Origin of the sequence: Kiloniella laminariae (genome assembly GCF_027214005.1) — a bacterium.
GTDB lineage: Bacteria > Pseudomonadota > Alphaproteobacteria > Kiloniellales > Kiloniellaceae > Kiloniella > Kiloniella laminariae_A.
Window position 1 is genome coordinate 45,634 of sequence record NZ_JAPWGY010000011.1, and the last position, 16,795, is coordinate 62,428.

18 protein-coding genes and 1 riboswitch are annotated in these 16,795 nt (G+C 51.3%); of the genes, 7 read left to right on the forward strand and 11 right to left on the reverse strand.

The features are described 5' to 3' along the window. Positions 1-130: 130 nt before the first annotated feature. Complete coding sequence (locus tag O4H49_RS18770; RefSeq protein ID WP_269424982.1) at positions 131-454, reverse strand: PilZ domain-containing protein; 324 nt, start codon at positions 452-454, stop codon at positions 131-133. Positions 455-644: 190 nt separating this feature from the next. Here O4H49_RS18770 and O4H49_RS18775 point away from each other — a divergent pair, with 190 nt between their 5' ends. Next, positions 645-1,094, forward strand: a complete 450-nt coding sequence (locus tag O4H49_RS18775) for a hypothetical protein (RefSeq protein WP_269424983.1) — start codon at positions 645-647, stop codon at positions 1,092-1,094. A 22-nt stretch (positions 1,095-1,116) separates the two neighbouring features. Here O4H49_RS18775 and O4H49_RS18780 read toward each other — a convergent pair whose 3' ends face one another. The 6 genes from O4H49_RS18780 to O4H49_RS18805 form a co-directional block, all read right to left on the reverse strand. After that, positions 1,117-2,598, reverse strand: a complete 1,482-nt coding sequence (locus O4H49_RS18780) for a PLP-dependent aminotransferase family protein (RefSeq protein WP_269424984.1) — start codon at positions 2,596-2,598, stop codon at positions 1,117-1,119. A gap of 212 nt (positions 2,599-2,810) precedes the next feature. Continuing rightward, a complete protein-coding gene (locus O4H49_RS18785) occupies positions 2,811-3,257 on the reverse strand; it encodes a MarR family winged helix-turn-helix transcriptional regulator (protein WP_269424985.1) in 447 nt (148 codons plus the stop codon). A 206-nt stretch (positions 3,258-3,463) separates the two neighbouring features. Beyond that, positions 3,464-3,892, reverse strand: coding sequence for an organic hydroperoxide resistance protein (locus tag O4H49_RS18790; protein ID WP_269424986.1), 429 nt, complete (start codon positions 3,890-3,892; stop codon positions 3,464-3,466). Positions 3,893-4,006: 114 nt separating this feature from the next. Further along, positions 4,007-4,477: a GNAT family N-acetyltransferase gene (locus O4H49_RS18795; protein WP_269424987.1), complete on the reverse strand. Its 471-nt coding sequence runs from the start codon at positions 4,475-4,477 to the stop codon at positions 4,007-4,009. Continuing rightward, complete coding sequence (locus O4H49_RS18800; protein ID WP_269425011.1) at positions 4,474-5,937, reverse strand: FAD-binding oxidoreductase; 1,464 nt, start codon at positions 5,935-5,937, stop codon at positions 4,474-4,476. The genes O4H49_RS18795 and O4H49_RS18800 overlap by 4 nt, the downstream gene beginning before the upstream one ends. Positions 5,938-6,064: 127 nt before the next feature. Continuing rightward, the gene (locus tag O4H49_RS18805; protein WP_269424988.1) at positions 6,065-7,507 is read right to left on the reverse strand and encodes a cryptochrome/photolyase family protein; all 1,443 of its coding nucleotides are present in this window, start codon (positions 7,505-7,507) and stop codon (positions 6,065-6,067) included. Between the two features lie 167 nt (positions 7,508-7,674). On the opposite strand from O4H49_RS18805, the gene O4H49_RS18810 reads away from it, so the two are divergent. Together O4H49_RS18810 and O4H49_RS18815 are read left to right on the forward strand one after the other, a co-directional pair. Beyond that, positions 7,675-8,289: an HAD family hydrolase gene (locus O4H49_RS18810; protein WP_269424989.1), complete on the forward strand. Its 615-nt coding sequence runs from the start codon at positions 7,675-7,677 to the stop codon at positions 8,287-8,289. Positions 8,290-8,310: 21 nt separating this feature from the next. Further along, entirely contained in the window at positions 8,311-9,564 is a 1,254-nt protein-coding gene (locus O4H49_RS18815; protein WP_269424990.1) for an MFS transporter, read from the forward strand. Between the two features lie 11 nt (positions 9,565-9,575). On the opposite strand, the gene O4H49_RS18820 is transcribed toward O4H49_RS18815, so the two are convergent. Both O4H49_RS18820 and cysQ read right to left on the reverse strand, forming a co-directional pair. Then, positions 9,576-10,598: an L-threonylcarbamoyladenylate synthase gene (locus tag O4H49_RS18820; RefSeq protein WP_269424991.1), complete on the reverse strand. Its 1,023-nt coding sequence runs from the start codon at positions 10,596-10,598 to the stop codon at positions 9,576-9,578. A gap of 41 nt (positions 10,599-10,639) precedes the next feature. Then, positions 10,640-11,503: a 3'(2'),5'-bisphosphate nucleotidase CysQ gene (cysQ, locus tag O4H49_RS18825; protein ID WP_269424992.1), complete on the reverse strand. Its 864-nt coding sequence runs from the start codon at positions 11,501-11,503 to the stop codon at positions 10,640-10,642. A gap of 314 nt (positions 11,504-11,817) precedes the next feature. On the opposite strand from cysQ, the gene O4H49_RS18830 reads away from it, so the two are divergent. From O4H49_RS18830 to O4H49_RS18845, 4 genes are all read left to right on the forward strand, one after another. Beyond that, entirely contained in the window at positions 11,818-12,450 is a 633-nt protein-coding gene (locus tag O4H49_RS18830) for a hypothetical protein (RefSeq protein WP_269424993.1), read from the forward strand. A 143-nt stretch (positions 12,451-12,593) separates the two neighbouring features. Beyond that, positions 12,594-13,388, forward strand: a complete 795-nt coding sequence (locus O4H49_RS18835; RefSeq protein WP_269424994.1) for a hypothetical protein — start codon at positions 12,594-12,596, stop codon at positions 13,386-13,388. Positions 13,389-13,488: 100 nt separating this feature from the next. After that, positions 13,489-14,070, forward strand: a complete 582-nt coding sequence (locus O4H49_RS18840) for a FlgO family outer membrane protein (protein ID WP_269424995.1) — start codon at positions 13,489-13,491, stop codon at positions 14,068-14,070. A gap of 338 nt (positions 14,071-14,408) precedes the next feature. Next, positions 14,409-14,987, forward strand: a complete 579-nt coding sequence (locus tag O4H49_RS18845; protein WP_269424996.1) for a hypothetical protein — start codon at positions 14,409-14,411, stop codon at positions 14,985-14,987. Positions 14,988-15,065: 78 nt separating this feature from the next. Here O4H49_RS18845 and O4H49_RS18850 read toward each other — a convergent pair whose 3' ends face one another. Next, complete coding sequence (locus tag O4H49_RS18850) at positions 15,066-15,557, reverse strand: DUF1203 domain-containing protein (protein WP_269424997.1); 492 nt, start codon at positions 15,555-15,557, stop codon at positions 15,066-15,068. Between the two features lie 153 nt (positions 15,558-15,710). Further along, positions 15,711-16,430, reverse strand: coding sequence for a 3,4-dihydroxy-2-butanone-4-phosphate synthase (gene ribB, locus O4H49_RS18855; protein ID WP_269424998.1), 720 nt, complete (start codon positions 16,428-16,430; stop codon positions 15,711-15,713). A gap of 139 nt (positions 16,431-16,569) precedes the next feature. Next, positions 16,570-16,765, reverse strand: a riboswitch (FMN riboswitch). Positions 16,766-16,795: the final 30 nt, after the last annotated feature.

The following is a 16,795-nucleotide window of genomic DNA, read 5'->3' on the forward strand; positions in this document are numbered from 1 at the left end:
GTGACCAGCTCGCAGGTTCGTTTTTCTCCAGTAGGGGACGGACAGAAAACTGTCGCCCCAAACGGTCTGGTCTGGCAGCGGTCTGTATCTGCGTCTGATAAAAAACTAATCGGTCAAAAGACAGAATAAATTATGATTTGCTGAAAGGCTCAAAGCAACTGTCTGGCAACAGGCGTTCAAGCGCATTTGCAATATCATGTGGGTCGTCGGTGAAGGTGACGCCGACACTGGTGCCTTTGTGCCAGGCAACGGAGACATTCAAAGCGGTGGTTTGCGAGAACCTGATTGTCTGGATTGATTTACTGTCCAGCGGTTTATCCAGCTCAAGTTTGGCGCCGGTAAGGGATATATCGATTACCGCGCAATCCCGGCGATCATAACTTCCTTTCATACTGCCAGCCATAACAACTTCGGCACGAGGGAAAGATCTGCGGTCTTCATTTGAGTCAGTCATTGCCGGGAGTCTTTCTTTCTACAGTCTTGTATTACACATAGGTAACTTACTGAGCTTAAAAAAGCTTTAAAGTTTGATCGGGTGGTTTGGTCTCCAGAACCTTGTTTTATGGTTAATTTTTGTCAAGAAATATTTAACGTAAATTTTAGATTTAATTTCCTAAAATAGCACAGCTTGTACGGAGATTGTCATGCTCGCTGTTGCCGAAGAAATGAATTACGCTGAAACCTGCCTTGATGGGAAAACCTTCCTCGAGATGGAGGAAGAGTTGCTCTATGTGCCTGAGCACACCGAACAGGGAGTTCACAACCTGCAGGGCATGCTTGCCAACTCGATCCTGTACGATAACGCCACAAGGAATAAATCTTCTGATCTTAATCAGGCCTTGCGCATGACCGAGGCCGGATCCCGCATCTTGGCCGATCTTTGTGCTGAAGACGAAGGGGATCAAGACAGTATCGACAACGCAGAGACAATGGTTTCCAGATCACCTCGTCCTACTTCTTTTATGGGCATGGGCATGCTGTCTTATTTTATGCACGCTGATGATCTTGAGGACCATTGCGAGACTGCCCCAATGACTGTCCTGCTGGATGAAGAAGAGCTTGCACCGGTTCCTCTCGTCTCTGTCTTTCATTAATCGTAAAAATCAGACCTGTATTTTAATTCTGCTTCAGGCTTTGCCTTGTCGCTTTTTCCAGTTGATGGATACCTTCGCCAATAAATTTTTTCTCGATCGCTGTATAGCCCAGTCTGAAATTTGATCTGGGTTGATTGTCACCAGAATAGTAGACATTCCCGGGTTCAAGGACGACGCCCTGTTTCAAGGCATTATCCCGTAAAACATTACTGTCGAGATCTTGTGGTCCTTTGACCCAGATGCTGGAGCCGCCATAGGCTGGCTGGACATGAAAACCGATTTCGGAAGCCTCCAAAGCCTGTGTTATTTCCAACCAGCGGCTTTTGTAAATTCTGTGCAGGCGTTTGCGTAAGGCATCGTGATGGCCCAAAGCAAGGAAGAGAGCCATGGTTCGCTGGTTATTGGTTGGGGTGTGGCGGTGCATCAGGCGCGCCAGTGCTCTGGCTTCACGAATAACGGGGGCAGGACCCACGAGATAGCCCAGTCTCAAACCGGGGAAAAATGATTTTGACAGGCTGCCGACATAGATAACCCGTCCTGATTGATCCAGGGATTTTATGGCGGGTGTCGGCGTGCCGATAAAGTTCAGTTCCGGTTCGTAATCATCTTCGATAATAATGATATTTTCCCGCTCGGCCTTGTCCAACAGGGCGCGTCGTCGCTCGATAGGCAGTGTGACAGTGGTGGGAAATTGGTGGCTTGGTGTGATGTAGAGCAGATCACAGCCAGTGAGCTGTTGATCCGGGATCAGCCCTTGATCATCGATTTCCAGCTGGCGCATGGCTGACCCTGTTAACTCGATCATGTTTCTCAGGTCGGGGTAGCCGGGGTTCTCTACACCGGCCAGGCTGTTCTTGTTAAGAAAAAGCTGCGTCAGCATAAAGAGGCTGTTTTGCGCCCCCGCAGTTACCAGGATTTCATCCTCACGGGCATGTATCCCCCGGGCAGGCAGGAGACGCGTGCGGATTTGTTCGATCAGGAAAGGGTCATCTGTTCCCAGACGGTCCTCGGTCCAGTCAGCCATTGCGTTAAGGCTCAGCGCTTGCCGGGAACAGTCCCGCCAGGCTGTAATGGGAAACAGGGCCTTGTCGACCTGTGCTGTGACAAAGGGATAGGGATAGTCACGCCAGTTTGCCGGTTTTTCGATATTGGCCTGACGGGTTGGTTGTCGTCTCAGATGGGTTGAGAAATCAGTTGTTGCAATAGCGGAAGGGGGGGGGCTTTCTGTTTCGAATGGAGAATGGCTTGGCAATGTCAGTCGGTCACTGACGCAGATACGGCTTCGTTCCCTGCTGGAGAGAAAACCATCATCAATCAATGCCTGATAAGCTTGGGTAACGGTGATGCGTGAGACCTTTAGCTGGGTGGCCAGCTTGCGGCTTGAAGGGACTGCAGCCCCAGGCGGCAGGCTCCCGCCCAGAATACCGTTAACCAGTTGTCGCCGGATCTGTAGCTGCAGGGACTCTTCACTATTTCGGTCGAGAACAAAAAGTTGGTCAGGCATTCCGATATTTTCTTGGGTTGAAAAGGGTCGAAAAAATGTCCGTTCTGGATATAGAAAGTGTATCTAGCTGGATATAGTGTAATTTAATACTGCTTTTCGTAAAAGCCGAACAATGAATACCTTTGAGAATGTGCCTTGTGGAAAAGCCGGGCAAAAAGTCCGCCGAAAATGAATACCTGATCTTATAAAGTTCAAGTGAATTCATCAGGGCTTTATGTTCCGTTCTGGCGCAGTGTATTGTTCAACTGTTTTAGTTGGGTAAGCAGCTGTTGAAATGTTTCGAGGTCAAGGCCGCTGGAACAGGCAACGGCCTGTTGCATTTCGGCGATCTTGCCTTCAAGGGAGCGTGCTTTTGCACTCAGACCAACCATGACTTTACGTTCGTCTTCGCTGCTGCGCTCCCTTGTTACCAGTCCGGATTTTTCCATGCGTTTGAGCAGCGGGGAAAGGGTGCCTGAATCAAGATGCAGCAATTCTCCCAGTTCCTTGACCGGGATCTGTGTCTTGGGCTCCAGAGCCAGATAGGCAAGATATTGAGGATAGGTCATGTCCAGCGCAGACAGGAAGGGGCCGTATTTTTTGATAATTGCCTGGGAACTGGAATAGAGCGCGAAGCAGAGCTGTTCTTCCAGGCAGGATATCTTTTGGTTTTCAGGCATGTTTATCTGTCTTAAGTATCTCTGGTCACATATAAGCCGGGTCGAAAAGAACTCCCGGAAAGGGTCGTTGAAAAATAGGTTACAATCAGGTCGGGGGAAAGGGGGATTTCCCCCCGACCTGCTTCGGATTGAAACATCAACAGATATCAATCGATATCTGCCGATATCCTTGCTCCAATCCTGACGCCGTACTTGGGGATGTTTCCTTAGCTGGCAAGGCTCAGTTTTACATCGACGTTGCCGCGGGTGGCATTGGAATAGGGGCAGACCTTGTGCGCTTTCGCGATCAGGTCTTCTGCCTTGGCCTTTTCAATGCCGGGCAGGGAAATGTTCAGCGAAGCGGTGATGTTAAAGCCGCCTGTGATCGGCCCGATACCAACTTCACTGGCAATTTTTGTATCTGCGGGCAGGGCGATTTTTTCCTGCCCGGCAACAACCTTGAGGGCACCAATAAAGCAAGCAGCATAGCCTGCAGCAAACATCTGCTCCGGGTTTACGCCGAAATTACCCGCGCCACCGAGCTCTTTCGGGGTTGTCAGGGCCAGATCCAAAGCACCGTCATCAGACTTGATATGGCCTTCGCGTCCACCTGTTGCTTCGGCGCGGGCGGTATAGAGAATTTTTTCGGGTGTCATGTTTTGCTCCTGTTGGCATGAATAATATTAATTGTTAGTAATTATATTGTGCGCAATTCATATTATTCAAGAAAATTCTGCATAATTGTCAAACAAAGGAAACTGAGCTGCCGCTTAGAGAATTTTTTCCATACGGAAGTTGATCAGTTTTTCCCCCCGAAGTTCGACCTGTTGTTCAGCAAGAACCTGGAAACCCAATTTTTCGAAAAAGGGGCGCGCGGTGATGCTGACTTCAGCATAGAGGCGGCGCAATTTTTGACCTACAGCCTCGTCTTCCAGCTTTTGCATCAGCAACTTGCCCGTCCCCTGGCCCTGATGTCTGTGGCTGACGTAGAAACAGTCGATGTGACCATCGATATCCAGCTCGGCAAACCCGGCAATATTCCCCGTATCCTGTTTGTCTTCTGCAACAAATATCCTGTAGCTGGCTGTTCTTTCCAGCCACCCTTCCGGGGTGAATTCTCCCCCGGTCCAGGCAGCGATCTGTGCCGGGCTGTAGTCGCGTATGTTGACCTGACGCACCGTGTCGCGAAAAAGCCGGAACAGGGTTTCCGCTTCTTCCTGCCTGAATTCTCTAATGATCATGATCGTGGGGAAACGGGCAAAAGTTTGCCAGGGTTCATCAGGTTTTTTGGATCAAGGCTTTGTTTGATCTGTTGCATCATCCTGATTTCCAAAGGCGATTTATAGTGGAGGTTTTCTTCCAGTTTGACCCGGCCAATGCCGTGTTCCGCTGATATACTTCCCCCCATGTCGACCACGATGTCATGGACAATCCGATTGAGCCTGTCCCAGTGGGCGAGATAATCATTTATATCCATGCCCGGAGGCTGGCTGAGATTATAGTGGATGTTGCCATCGCCGATATGACCGAAGGGATAGGGTCGGATACCGGGCAGATAAGATTCTACCGCAGCATTGGCCTTGCTGATAAAGGCCGGGATTGCTGAAAGAGGGACAGCAATATCATGTTTGATCGACCCGCCCTCGGCCTTTTGGCAAAGGGTGATGTTTTCACGCAAACGCCAGAAACTGTCGGCCTGTGCCGTGTTTTGCGCCAAGGCAGCATCATGGATCAGGCCTGCTTCAAGCGCCTGTTCGAGAAAGCTTTCGAACAGCAAGGGCAAGTTTGCCTGTGGGGTTCCGGCGCTGGCTTCCAGCAGAATATACCAGTCGTAGGGTTGCCCCAGTGGATCAGTAATGTCCTGTCCGTGTTTCAAGGCAAAGTCCAAAGCAATACGGGGGATCAGCTCAAAAGAGTTGAGCGCTTCACCAATGAGCGATTGGGCAAGGCCGAGCAGGGGCGGGGCATCATCAAGTTGCCGGAGACCAATAAAAGCGGTGCTGCGTTCCTTCATGGCTGGGAAAAGCTTGAGCACGGCAGCGGTAATAACCCCGAGTGTTCCTTCCGAGCCGATAAACAGCTGTTTGAGATCATACCCGGTATTGTCCTTGCGCAGGGATCGCAAGCCGTCCCAGATCTCGCCATCAGCTGTTACAACCTCCAGCCCGAGGACCAGTGCACGGGTGTTGCCATAACGGATGACATTGATGCCTCCGGCATTGCTGGCGATATTGCCGCCGATCTGACAGCTGCCCTCCGACCCCAGAGACAGCGGAAAGAAACGATCAGCCTTGGCAGCTGCTTCCTGAATGTTCTGCAGGATGCAGCCAGCCTCGACAGTCATGGTGTTGTTCAGTGGGTCGAGGTTCCTGACTTTGTTCATACGGCTGAGGTTAAGGATAATCGCCCGATCTTCGGCAAAGGCAATCCCGGCACTGACCAACCCGGTATTGCCGCCCTGTGGGACAATCGCAATGTCGTGATCTTGGCAGAGCTTTATAACCTGTGCGACTTCTCCTGTTGTCCCGGGTTTGACCACACAGGCCGTTGCCCCGACAAAGCGTCCGCGCTGTTCCGTTACGTGCGGCAGGATTCCTTCAGCCTTGGTCAGAAGCCCCCTGTCGCCCACGATCCGCTTCAGGGCAGGGAGGAAGCCATCGGGCAATGCGGGAAGTGAAACCGGGGTTGAAGAAGGAGCCATGACAGAACTGGAGCTTTTATAAAGGTTTAGAAGCAGGATGAGCTTCATTTTAAATCTAGTGTGCTTTTGGGCCAAGCGCCAGATCAAAGCTTTTGATTTTCCCCATAGGGTTATTATTCGCAGATGTTTATAACGACTTGAGCGCGGCAAGTGCCCGATTGCGTGCCGCTGCGTGATCAACAATCGGGCGGGGATAATCCTTGCCCAGTGTCACGCCAGCCTGTTTCAGCACATTTTCGGGGCCCAGCCAGGGGGCGTGAATGTATTTTGCAGGCAGATTGCCCAGTTCGGGAACCCAGCGCTTGATATATACACCATCGGGATCGAATTTTTCTCCCTGGAGGACGGGATTGAAAATCCGGAAATAGGGTGCGGCATCAGCACCGCAACCGGCGACCCACTGCCAGCTCGCTGCATTGTTGGCGAGATCAGCATCAACCAGTGTATCCCAGAACCATTTCTGTCCCTGTCGCCAGTCAATCAGCAAATGCTTGATCAGAAAAGAAGCGGTGATCATCCGCACACGGTTGTGCATCCAGCCGCTGTGCCAGAGTTCGCGCATGCCTGCATCAACCAGAGGATAGCCCGTCAGACCGCGTTGCCAGGCGACAAGCTGATCCTCATCCTTGCGCCAGGGAAATTCTGAAAACTTCTGCCGGAAAGGTCTGGATGGAAGATCGGGGGTGTGATGAAGAAGATGATGAGAGAATTCCCGCCAGATCAGTTCTTTCAGGAAAACCTCGGCCCCCTGTGAGGGGAAGCCGTTTTCGATAACACATTTGCTCAGGGTGCGTTGCCAGCAGGAGCGGGGAGTGATCTCCCCAAAATGCAGATGTGGTGACAGGCGCGATGTTCCTTTGATGCCGGGCCGATCCCGATCAGAGGAATAGCGGTTTAGATGCTCCTCGATGAAATTCTCAAGCGCGGCGTCTGCGCCCTGTTCTCCCGGTTGCCAGTTCTCTGCCAGTCCGGTGCTCCAGTCCGGTTTTGTCGGACAAAGGTTCCAGCTGCGGAGGTCATCACTTGAGGGAAGGTTTGCAGGAGCCGGAAGTTTCTCGGGGCGGGGTCTGATGCCTTCAGTCTGGAGCTGCTTCAAACCGGCCTTGTAAAAAGGGGTGTAGACCTTGAAGGGCTGCTGCGACCCGGTTTTCAGACTTTCCGGTTCGAAGAGTAGATTTCCACCAAAACGTCGGGCGGCAATCCCGGATGCCTTGAGTTCGTGCGCCAGAATTTTTTCTTCTTCTGCGGCCCAGGGTTCATAGCATCGGGTGAAAAATACAGTACTGGCTTTCGTTTCCACCGCCAGATCGCGAATAACATTGACAGCAGATCCCTTGCGAAAAACAATCCGGTTGCCATAGGGCAGAAGATCCCGGTTCAGGTTTTCCAGGCTGTGATGAAGAAACCAGTTCGAAGCGGCTCCAGCGGTCCAGTCAACGGCTGATATGTCATCGTGAACATAGAGCAGGATGACCGGAGCACCATTTTGGCCTGCGGCGGTGAGGGCGGGGTTGTCTGCAAGCCGAAGATCGCGACGAAACCAGTGAATAACGGGGCCGGGCATTGTCATGAAAAATATATTGCTCTATGGGATAATCTGTTGAAAATTAAATCATCTTTAAATGCCATGGTTGATATTGATGTAATATTTTCCATGACCCGGTTTTAATACCAGCCGGATTACACTATCAGATACGAAGCTTTACATCAGCTGGATCATAGGGAAAGAGTTTTATAATGGCAAAAGCAGTCGTATTTGATCTCGGCGGTGTTCTGGTAGACTGGAATCTGCGATATCTCTATGGCACGATATTTGATGATGCGGATGAAATGGAGCGGTTCCTCGGCTCTGTCTTTACCTTTGAAGCCAATCACAGACTGGACGCCGGGGAAGCCTTTGCGGATGTTATTGGCGAACTGCAACATAAATTTCCACAGTATCATACCCCTCTTGAGGCGTTGCTGACCCGCTGGCCTGAAACGCTGGGCGAACAGATTGAGGGCACTGTGGAGATTCTGGAACAACTTCATAGCGCTGAAGTGCCGCTTTATGCCCTGACCAACTGGTCAGCGGAAACCTTCCCTTTTGCCCAGGAACGTTTTCCCTTTCTGCAACACTTCCGCGGGATCACGGTATCCGGCGAAGTGAAACTTGCCAAACCTGATCCGGCGATCTATCGACGCTTGCTGACGGATTTTTCACTGACAGCTGAGAATTGTGTCTTTATTGATGACCGGGCAGATAACATTCTGATGGCGAAAGATCTGGGCTTTGAAACAGTTCACTTCATCGACCCCGAAAAACTGAAGAAGTCATTAATACAAATGAACCTGTTATCTGATTTTGTTTGATTTGAATACAAGGAAGGGATCATGGCAGAACAAGCCCTGTTAGGGGGGATAGGGAAAGCCTTTGCTGATCGCAACTTTCGAATTTTCTCGGTTGGTTCGATTGCATCCTGGATCAGTTTCTTTGTCCAGATTATTGCTGTGTCGTGGTTCACCTGGGAATTGACGGGCTCAACCAGCTGGTTGGCGACCATGGCCTTGCTTGACATTGTGCCGAATGTCGTCCTTACGCCCTTTGGTGGTGTGCTTGCAGATCGTTATGACCGTTACCGGATTTTAATGATCGCCTATGTATTGGCTCTTGTGCATGCCTTGGTTCTCGCCTTCCTTGCCCTGAATGGCGATCTGACAATTTGGGTGTTGGCGCTGATGGTCTTCATTCACGGTATTATTATCAGCCTGAGTGTTCCGTCCATGTATGGTATGCTTCCACGGTTTGTTGATAAGTCTCTACTTTCTTCAGCAATTGCCGTTAATTCCTCCTATAGCCAGTTTGCCGTTTTTGCAGGACCAGTCCTCGCAGGCTGGATTATCAGTGTCTATGGTGTTTCTTTGGCTTTTGCTGTCAATGCGCTGGGCTATGTTGTGTTTTTAGGCTCGGCAATGCTGCTGAAAACACCTGAAGAGTATGTCAAGCCGGAGAGGAGCCAGAATAGTGTCTTGAAAGATATTGCCATAGGGGCTGATTATCTTCGTCAGCATCGCGGTATTTTCGGATTGCTGGCACTGTTACTGGTAGGGGATGTTCTAGGATCAAGTTTTTACTTCCTGAACCCGGCCTATGCCGAACAGATTCTTGGAATGGGGGTAGAAGGTGTTTCCCTAATCCTGTCTTCTCTCGGGGTGGGGGCTACACTTTCAGCCCTTTGGCTTGCTTATCAGGGGGTGAAAGCAGTAGGAACCAATAAAATCCTCTGGTCGCTTCTGGTTTATATCTGTTGTATTGCTGGATTATTCTTGGCAGGAAATGTGTATTTGGCCGTTGCAGGCGCGGTTGTTCTGGGGATAACGGGCGAATTTCACCGGACAGGAACAATTTCGCTTATCCAATTGTCCGTTGCTGAGGAAATGCGGGGCAGGACAATGGGCAGTGTTTTCATGTTGACCGAATTGACTGGGGGAATTGGGACCTATTTGCTCGGAACCTTTGCTGTTACACGGGGGCTGGTTACTCCGATGTTGATTGCCGTCGCTGTCAGTCTGGTTCTCTGGTTGGCCTTTTTCATCAGGCGTAAACAGTTGATCCGGTACCTTGATGATACAGTCAGGGCAATCTGAAACTTGTTGGATCAGCGTGGCGCTGCAGCGCGTTTCAGCCTGTCGTTGATGGCCAGTCCGAGGCCATGTTCGGGGAGCGGAACAACGGCAATTCCGGCAATATCCGTCCTGCTGTCCAGTTCGTGCAGGGCAGCAAAGAGGTTCGCGGCAGCTTCGCGCAGGTCTTCTGCCGGGCTGAGGTTCAGGGTCACGGCGGCCCCGGCCAGCACGATGGAGCCAAAGGAAAGCAGAGCTTCATCAGCCAGAACATGACGGGCGTTTAGCCGGAGCGGCAGGCGCGGTGCATAGTGGCTTTTCAACAGCCCGGGTGATTTGAGGCCAGTTGTGGTTATCTCTGTCCCTGAAAGTTCCTCGGCTTTGCACTCCATCAGGGACTGCCCGAGCAGAATTGGGCCGACAACCGCTTCGATGTCTTCTCTGGTCAGGGTGCCGGGGCGCAGCAAAACCGGGGCTGAACCTGTCAGGTCGATCACAGTTGATTCCAGCCCGACCGTACAGGCAGGGCCCTTGATAATACAGCTGACCCTGTTGCCCAGAGAACTGGCAACATGTTCCGCAGTGGTTGGGCTGATCTTGCCTGATGCATTGGCGCTGGGGGCGGCAAGGGGCAGGCCAATCTGTTCGAGCAGCTGATGCGCCAGTGGATGTCCGGGAACCCGAACGGCCAGGCTGTCAAGTCCGGCCGAACAAATCGGGGCGATGTCGCAATTTTCCTGGCGGGGTAAAACCAGTGTCAGCGGGCCGGGCCAGAAGGTCTGGGCCAGCTTCTCGGCCTGACTGGTGAAAATAACACGTTTGGCTGCTGCAGCTTTGTCAGAGAAATGAACAATCAGCGGATTGAAGCTGGGCCGGCCTTTGGCTTCGTAAATCCCTGCGCAAGCCTTGCCGTTGGTGGCATCTGCCCCAAGGCCATAGACGGTTTCTGTAGGAAAGGCGACCAGACCACCAGCGCGGAGCAGGTCGCAGGCAAGATCAAATCCGGCAGTGTCTGCGGTGATGATGTTGTCATACGTTCCTGAGCGAGTAGCTGTCATGGTAAGGCCCCGGTCGTTTAGCTAAGGATAGGCGCTGCAGCTCAGGCTTCGTCCTGTTCTTCATCGGCGTCATCTTCAAACAGGTCAAAACCCGCATCCAGATGTTCGCCTTCTGCGACAAAATACGGATTGCGGAAATTATGTTTGCCATAGGTCAGTGGATCGCCATCGGCATCACTGAGATGTCCACCTGCTGCGAGCAGGACCGCGTGAGCTGCGGCAGTATCCCATTCCATTGTCGGGCCAAAACGGGGGTAAAGATCGGCGCGTCCTGTAGCGATCAGGCAGATCTTGAGCGAGGAGCCGGCAGAAATCTGCTCGTAAACTTTGCGGCTTTCAAGGAAGGCGGCGAGATCATCGTTATCACCGTGACGGCGGCTGGCAACAACAGTTGCACCTTCTTCGGGGATAGACCGCACCTGTGCCACGATAGGTTCGTAGCCTTCTTCGAAGAACACACAAAGATCGGCGGAAACCCAGGTCTGTCCTTTGGCCGGAGCATGCACGACACCTGCAACAGGCACACCGTTTTCGATCAGGCCGATGTTGACCGTGAATTCGCCGTTACGGTTGATAAATTCCTTGGTGCCATCCAGCGGGTCAACCAGCCAGAAAAGCCCGTCATCAATTGAAGGGATTTCGCCTTTGGAGGCGGCTTCTTCAGAAACCACCGGAATATCCGGGGTAACGGTGTTCAGTGCACCGAGGATAAAAGCTTCTGCGGCCTGATCTGCTTCTGTGACCGGGGAAGCATCATCCTTTGTCTGAACTTCGATCTCGCCCTGGCGATTGTAGACTTCCATAACGATTTCACCCGCGCGCTGGGCGATCATGAGCAGGGCATTCATCAGGTCACGATTGTCAGCGTGTACCGGAATTTCTGCAGGGATCTGTAGTGGGCTCATGGTCTTTTCCTCGCGCGGCAGCAGGCAATTGAATAGATGAGGTTGCTCCTAGCTTATCTAAAGAGAACTGTCCAGATTTTAAGCAAAAAACAGGGGGTAATCGTGCTGAACCAGACCAGTTTCTGGAGCCGGGTTTCTTGTAAAAGCTTGATGAAAGGCTTTCAGCCAAGGTTGCAAAAAAGAATTTCCGGTGGCATTACCAGCTGGTATTTTCTTTTTCTGATCCGGTATTAAGGGACATCAAGTGTGTCTGATGTTCTGCTTTCAACAAAGGCAGATCAAAGACTGTGATAGCCTGTCTGTTGGAGTTTGCCTTGCCAAAAAATCTGCTTGTTCTTGCTTTGGTCAGCTTGCCGCTTCTGGCAGCCTGCAGCGTAACGAAACCATCAGAGAAAGCTCTGTCTCATCTCTCGAGCAGCTATACGCCGGGGCAGATAGGATATTGTTATGGGCATGGCTGTACTTTCAAGGGAGAGATTCACCTGGATGAGAGCCAGTGGGGCGAAATTCAGGCGATGTTCAAGGACAAGGATCTGGACCCCGAGGCTGAACGTTTTGCTCTTGCGACAGCTGTCGGAAAACTGGAAGACTATGCTGGCAAGCAAAACGGGACTTCCGGCGACAGGGCAGGAACCTTTATGGATGGTGTTGGCAACAGGCAGCTCGATTGCATTGATGAAGCAGTGAATGCCAGCAACTTTATCGGTCTGTTACAACGTGATGGTCTGTTACAACATCATGAGCTGCGCAGACCGGTTTTGCGGAGCTGGGTGTCGGGGAACATTTTGCATGCAACAGCGGTGATCGAACAGGTTGATCCACAGGGCCGCGAAAAAGGATCAAAATGGTCAGTCGACAGTTCATTTTTTAAAAACGGGGAAAAGGCAACTGTGGCCCCGCTTGAACAGTGGCAGACCGGGTGGGTTCCCGAAGGGGGCGTCAACTGAAGGTCCATCAGCTATAGCAGACTATTTGAGCTAATATTTAGGGTTTATTAACGCTAAAGAAAGAGTTTTCCGATAAACAGAAGCAGTAACCGGATGATTGAAATAGTCTTCTTGTGTGCTGAATTTGTTAAGTGGAGAGCTTTATGTTGAAGCCTGCTGTGATCATGTTGGCCCTTGCCAGTCTTGCCCTGTCAGCCTGTGCAAAGCCCTGGGTCGCGCGCGATCAGGCCACAGGAACGGAGCATAGCCAGTATAAGGTTCTGACCTGGAACGACTGGAACCTGCTTGGGGAACGGGCAGCTGACCGGATTGCATCCGACCTTGCTGCTGTCCCTGACTTCCAGGTGGCATCTCTAGATGATCCAGATGAAGTTACCAGTGATACAGGTGGTGTTTCTGTTCCGGGGTATGTCTCTTCCAGACCCTTCTACATTCAGCCCGGGCCGGTAGATATGCCCTTTAGCCGGGCATTTAAACGGATACTGGAAACCAGATTGCTGGAACAGGGTGTGCCTGTGGTGACTTCTCCCAAAGGGGCGATTATCGTTAATTATCAGGTTCAGAGCTTTTTCTACGATGACGAAGGGATGCGTTTGCCTGCGTCCCCCTATTCCATATTCGGGATCGCAACAGCCATCGGCATTACTGAATATGGTAACTGGGGCAGGCTTTCTACCCTTGGCGCAGGGATCGGGGCCGCGGCTTTGCTTCAGGAACTGGTCAGTAATGGGGCTGTGACCAATGCGGAGATGGTCCTGACCACTGCAGTGGTTCATGGGGATGAATTGTTGCACCAGAAATCCGAAGTTCTCTATATCAGGCCGGAAGAGCTTTCGCTCTATATGACAAGCACGCCCGCTGATCGGCCAATCCGCAGCACGGGTACCACGGCTGACCAACCGCTTGAAGTCCGGCCAATCGCGATTGTGACGCAATAGTTACCGGGTAAAAGCCCCGGGTTAGATGAGACAACAGAATTCCAGAATGCAGGGTAACCATCAGAAGACACCTGTATCGCGGGGAGAAGGAAGATCCGTAATGTATAAATTTGCTGTATCCGCATTACTGTTACTGGGCGTTTCTGCCTGTGCTCCCGAATATTTTAATGTCTATAGCGAACCCAAGCCTGAACATACGATCACCAGCAGAGAAAAACTGTTGCCTGAAGTCTATAATGCGGCAGATACCCTCGTTTACAGTTCAAATCAGCCGCTTGACCGGAATGCTTCGGTTCTTGTCGCTTCGATTGTGAATATTGATGCGCTTGAGACCAGCTCGACTTTTGGCCGGACCGTCGGAGAACAGCTTTCCGGGCGGATTGCCCAGCTGGGATACGCGGTATCAGAAGTGAAAATGCGGGATTCCCTTGCTGTTCGCCCTGCCCAAGGGGAGCTTATGCTTTCGCGCGATCTGGCTTTTCTTGCAGGGCGTCAGGATGCCCAGGCGGTTCTGACCGGAACCTATTCCGTTGGTGTGGATACGGTCTATGTCAACCTTAAGCTCTTGCGGGCCGGCGATGGACGAATTCTGTCAGCGACAGATTTCAAGTTGCCGCTGGATCCGGATCTGGATGCGATGCTGCCGAAACAAACTGAAGGCGGTTGGGTTCTGGTTCAGTAGCGCCCGGCTGCATCTGGACGACTGGGCAGATTTCCTGGCATCCCTGATATTATCCTGGGTCTTGTTCAGCTTTGGTCTTTCTGATTGATGATTCCCGATACAGAGTAATAAAGGATAAAAAAAATCACGCCATGGTGGTTTTTTCTTTTGTTTGTTCTATCAATTTATTGTTCACTGCCTCCTCAAATAAAACAAAACAGGCTTTGTCTTTTTAGCTGTTCCGGAGTGGTGCCCTGCAGGAATGGGGACCCAAATATCAAGGAACACTATCAAGATCAGGCAGCAGGCCGATAGCGTGAGCTTGTTATCGGCAATAATGTGTGATGGGGGTTATGTATATGTATAAAAAATTCGGGTTATTTATTCTGATTGCCGCGGCTCTTGCCGGCTGCCAGACCACCTCGGAAGCTGACAGGAAAAAAGGGTTAGAACTTTCAATCGGTGAATGTCCGGTTAATCTAAGTCCAGATGTAATGTCAAAACTAGGTGATTCTGGTTGTGAGCGCCGTATGACCAATAGTCGTACAGGATATTATTACAGTAGTCATTGGGAATGGGATTCCTCAAACAAAAGTGCAGAGTTATATTATCAGCCGATTAAGTCCTACCAATATTGGACAACAGATCCGACCGCTAGCAAAGAAGATATCCATCTATGGGGATTTCTGAATACCGTTAACCTTGATAAAATTTCCGAAGTTCAATGTTCTGGGTTTTCTTGTTACAGTTTCACTTCTCCACTCGGAGCTGGTACCTGTTTCTGGTTTGCCCGGGACGCCAAACAAGGAACGAAGACCTATGATGTTCCCGGGGCAAGCGATTTGCTGGAAGGATATACTTGTGATCGTGTCAAGCGTGAACTTTACTCCGCTGCTGATGCCAAGGAGTTCCTTGGAGGACTTGTCTTTAACCGATAATCCAGATTTAAGTTGAAGGAGAACAGCCGGGCTTGATAAAACCCGGCTGTTTTTTTTATACGGCATGCTCTTTGAGAGTTACCCGCGTTCGATCCGGCAGGAATAGCAGTTGTTTGTAGCAGAGCGGACGTGGATATAAGCCACATCTGGTTGCTCGAACAACTTCAAACATTGTGCTTTGAGTGCTTGGCTGGAGACGATTTCTCCGGTGCCATAGATGATCCGTTCATCAACATCATATCCGCGAATAAGAATGCTATCCCGCCCTTCAAGCACTTCAGGTACAACATCGCTTTCTATCGCCCGTTCACAGCTATTGGCATGAAGGAATATCGGCCCTGTCTCGGCAAAGGGTCGTTTGCGATGAAAGGGGCGGTAGGACAGAAGTAAAACCTGCTCGTCCTTGGCCACATATTTCAGGCAGTGGCGACAGGGGTTGCCTTCACCATCAGAAATGTGAACTTCCGGTTCTTGTCCGTTTTCATCAGCCGTTCCCGATTGATAAGCCCGTGCTTTGTCACTTGGCATGGCAACAAACCTGATGGTGGCGCTTTTCTCTTGAATAGCCATAGATATTTCCTCTGTCTTAATCCTGTTGGATGGCAAGAGGAGGATGCCGGGGCGGGGTGAAGGGAAATATCTGAATCTTGCTTTGTGATTGAAAAAACAAAGGCCCCGGTTAAGGAGCCTTTGTCTTGGTATAATCAACCGAGAACTGTGATGTTAAACGGCGATGGCCTGTGCAGTTGAAACCCGGTCATTTTCTGCCAGGGACTCTTCTCGTCTGCGATAGAGAATGATGTCTTCAATCGATACAACAGGAAAACCGTGCAGCTTGCCAAAGGCAATAATCTCGGGCAGGCGGGCCATGGTGCCGTCGGGGTTGGTTACTTCGCAAAGCACCCCGGCAGGCTTCCAGCCAGCCATGCGTGACAGATCACAGGTGGCTTCGGTGTGGCCTTCGCGGGCGAGGACGCCGCCCGGCATGGCTCGTAAAGGGAAGACGTGGCCGGGACGGGCCAGGTCGTCGGGTTTGCAGTCATCGGCAATGGCTGTTTTGACTGTGGTCACCCGGTCAGCAGCTGATACCCCTGTGGTCACCCCAACCTTGGCTTCGATGGTGACAGTAAAACCGGTGCCCATGGAGGAGTTGTTGTCACTGACCATCTGTGGCAGATCCAGCGCGCGCAGCTTTTCATCTGTCATGCAAAGACAGACAATGCCACTGCATTCACGGATCAGCATGGCCATCTGTTCATTGGTGAGTGTTTCTGCCGGGAAGATAAGGTCACCTTCGTTTTCCCGGCTTTCGTCGTCGACGACAAGAACGCCCTGTCCGGCCCGAAGGGCCGAGAGAGCTTTTTCCACACGGTCATAGGCTGTGCCGAACTGGGCCAGCAAAGACTGGTGGGTCTGGGTATGATCATTTGCGATCTGATTCATGGTTGTCACTCCTAACAAAAGCGGCGTAAACCAGAATCAGGGCGTGTTCAGAAAGGTCGTGGTTCACCAGCAGGATCGCTCCAGCCGTTTTTGCCACGCACGCGCCAGAACGGCACAGATGTTTCCACCTGGACGTTCCGCCTATCCTCTCCCATCCGGACTGTTACCGTCGGCTCCGGTTTTTCACCGGATCTGCTGACCCCTTGGTTTTTCAAAATTCCAAAAGAACTCTGAATACCCAAGGGCGCTCGCGGGCTTCTTGCGTCTTCCTGAAATCATCAGGATCTATGCAAGTTACCGCCGGTCGGGAATTTCACCCTGCCCTGAGAACAAGCGCCTAAATGCACATGTTTCTCCCAACACAA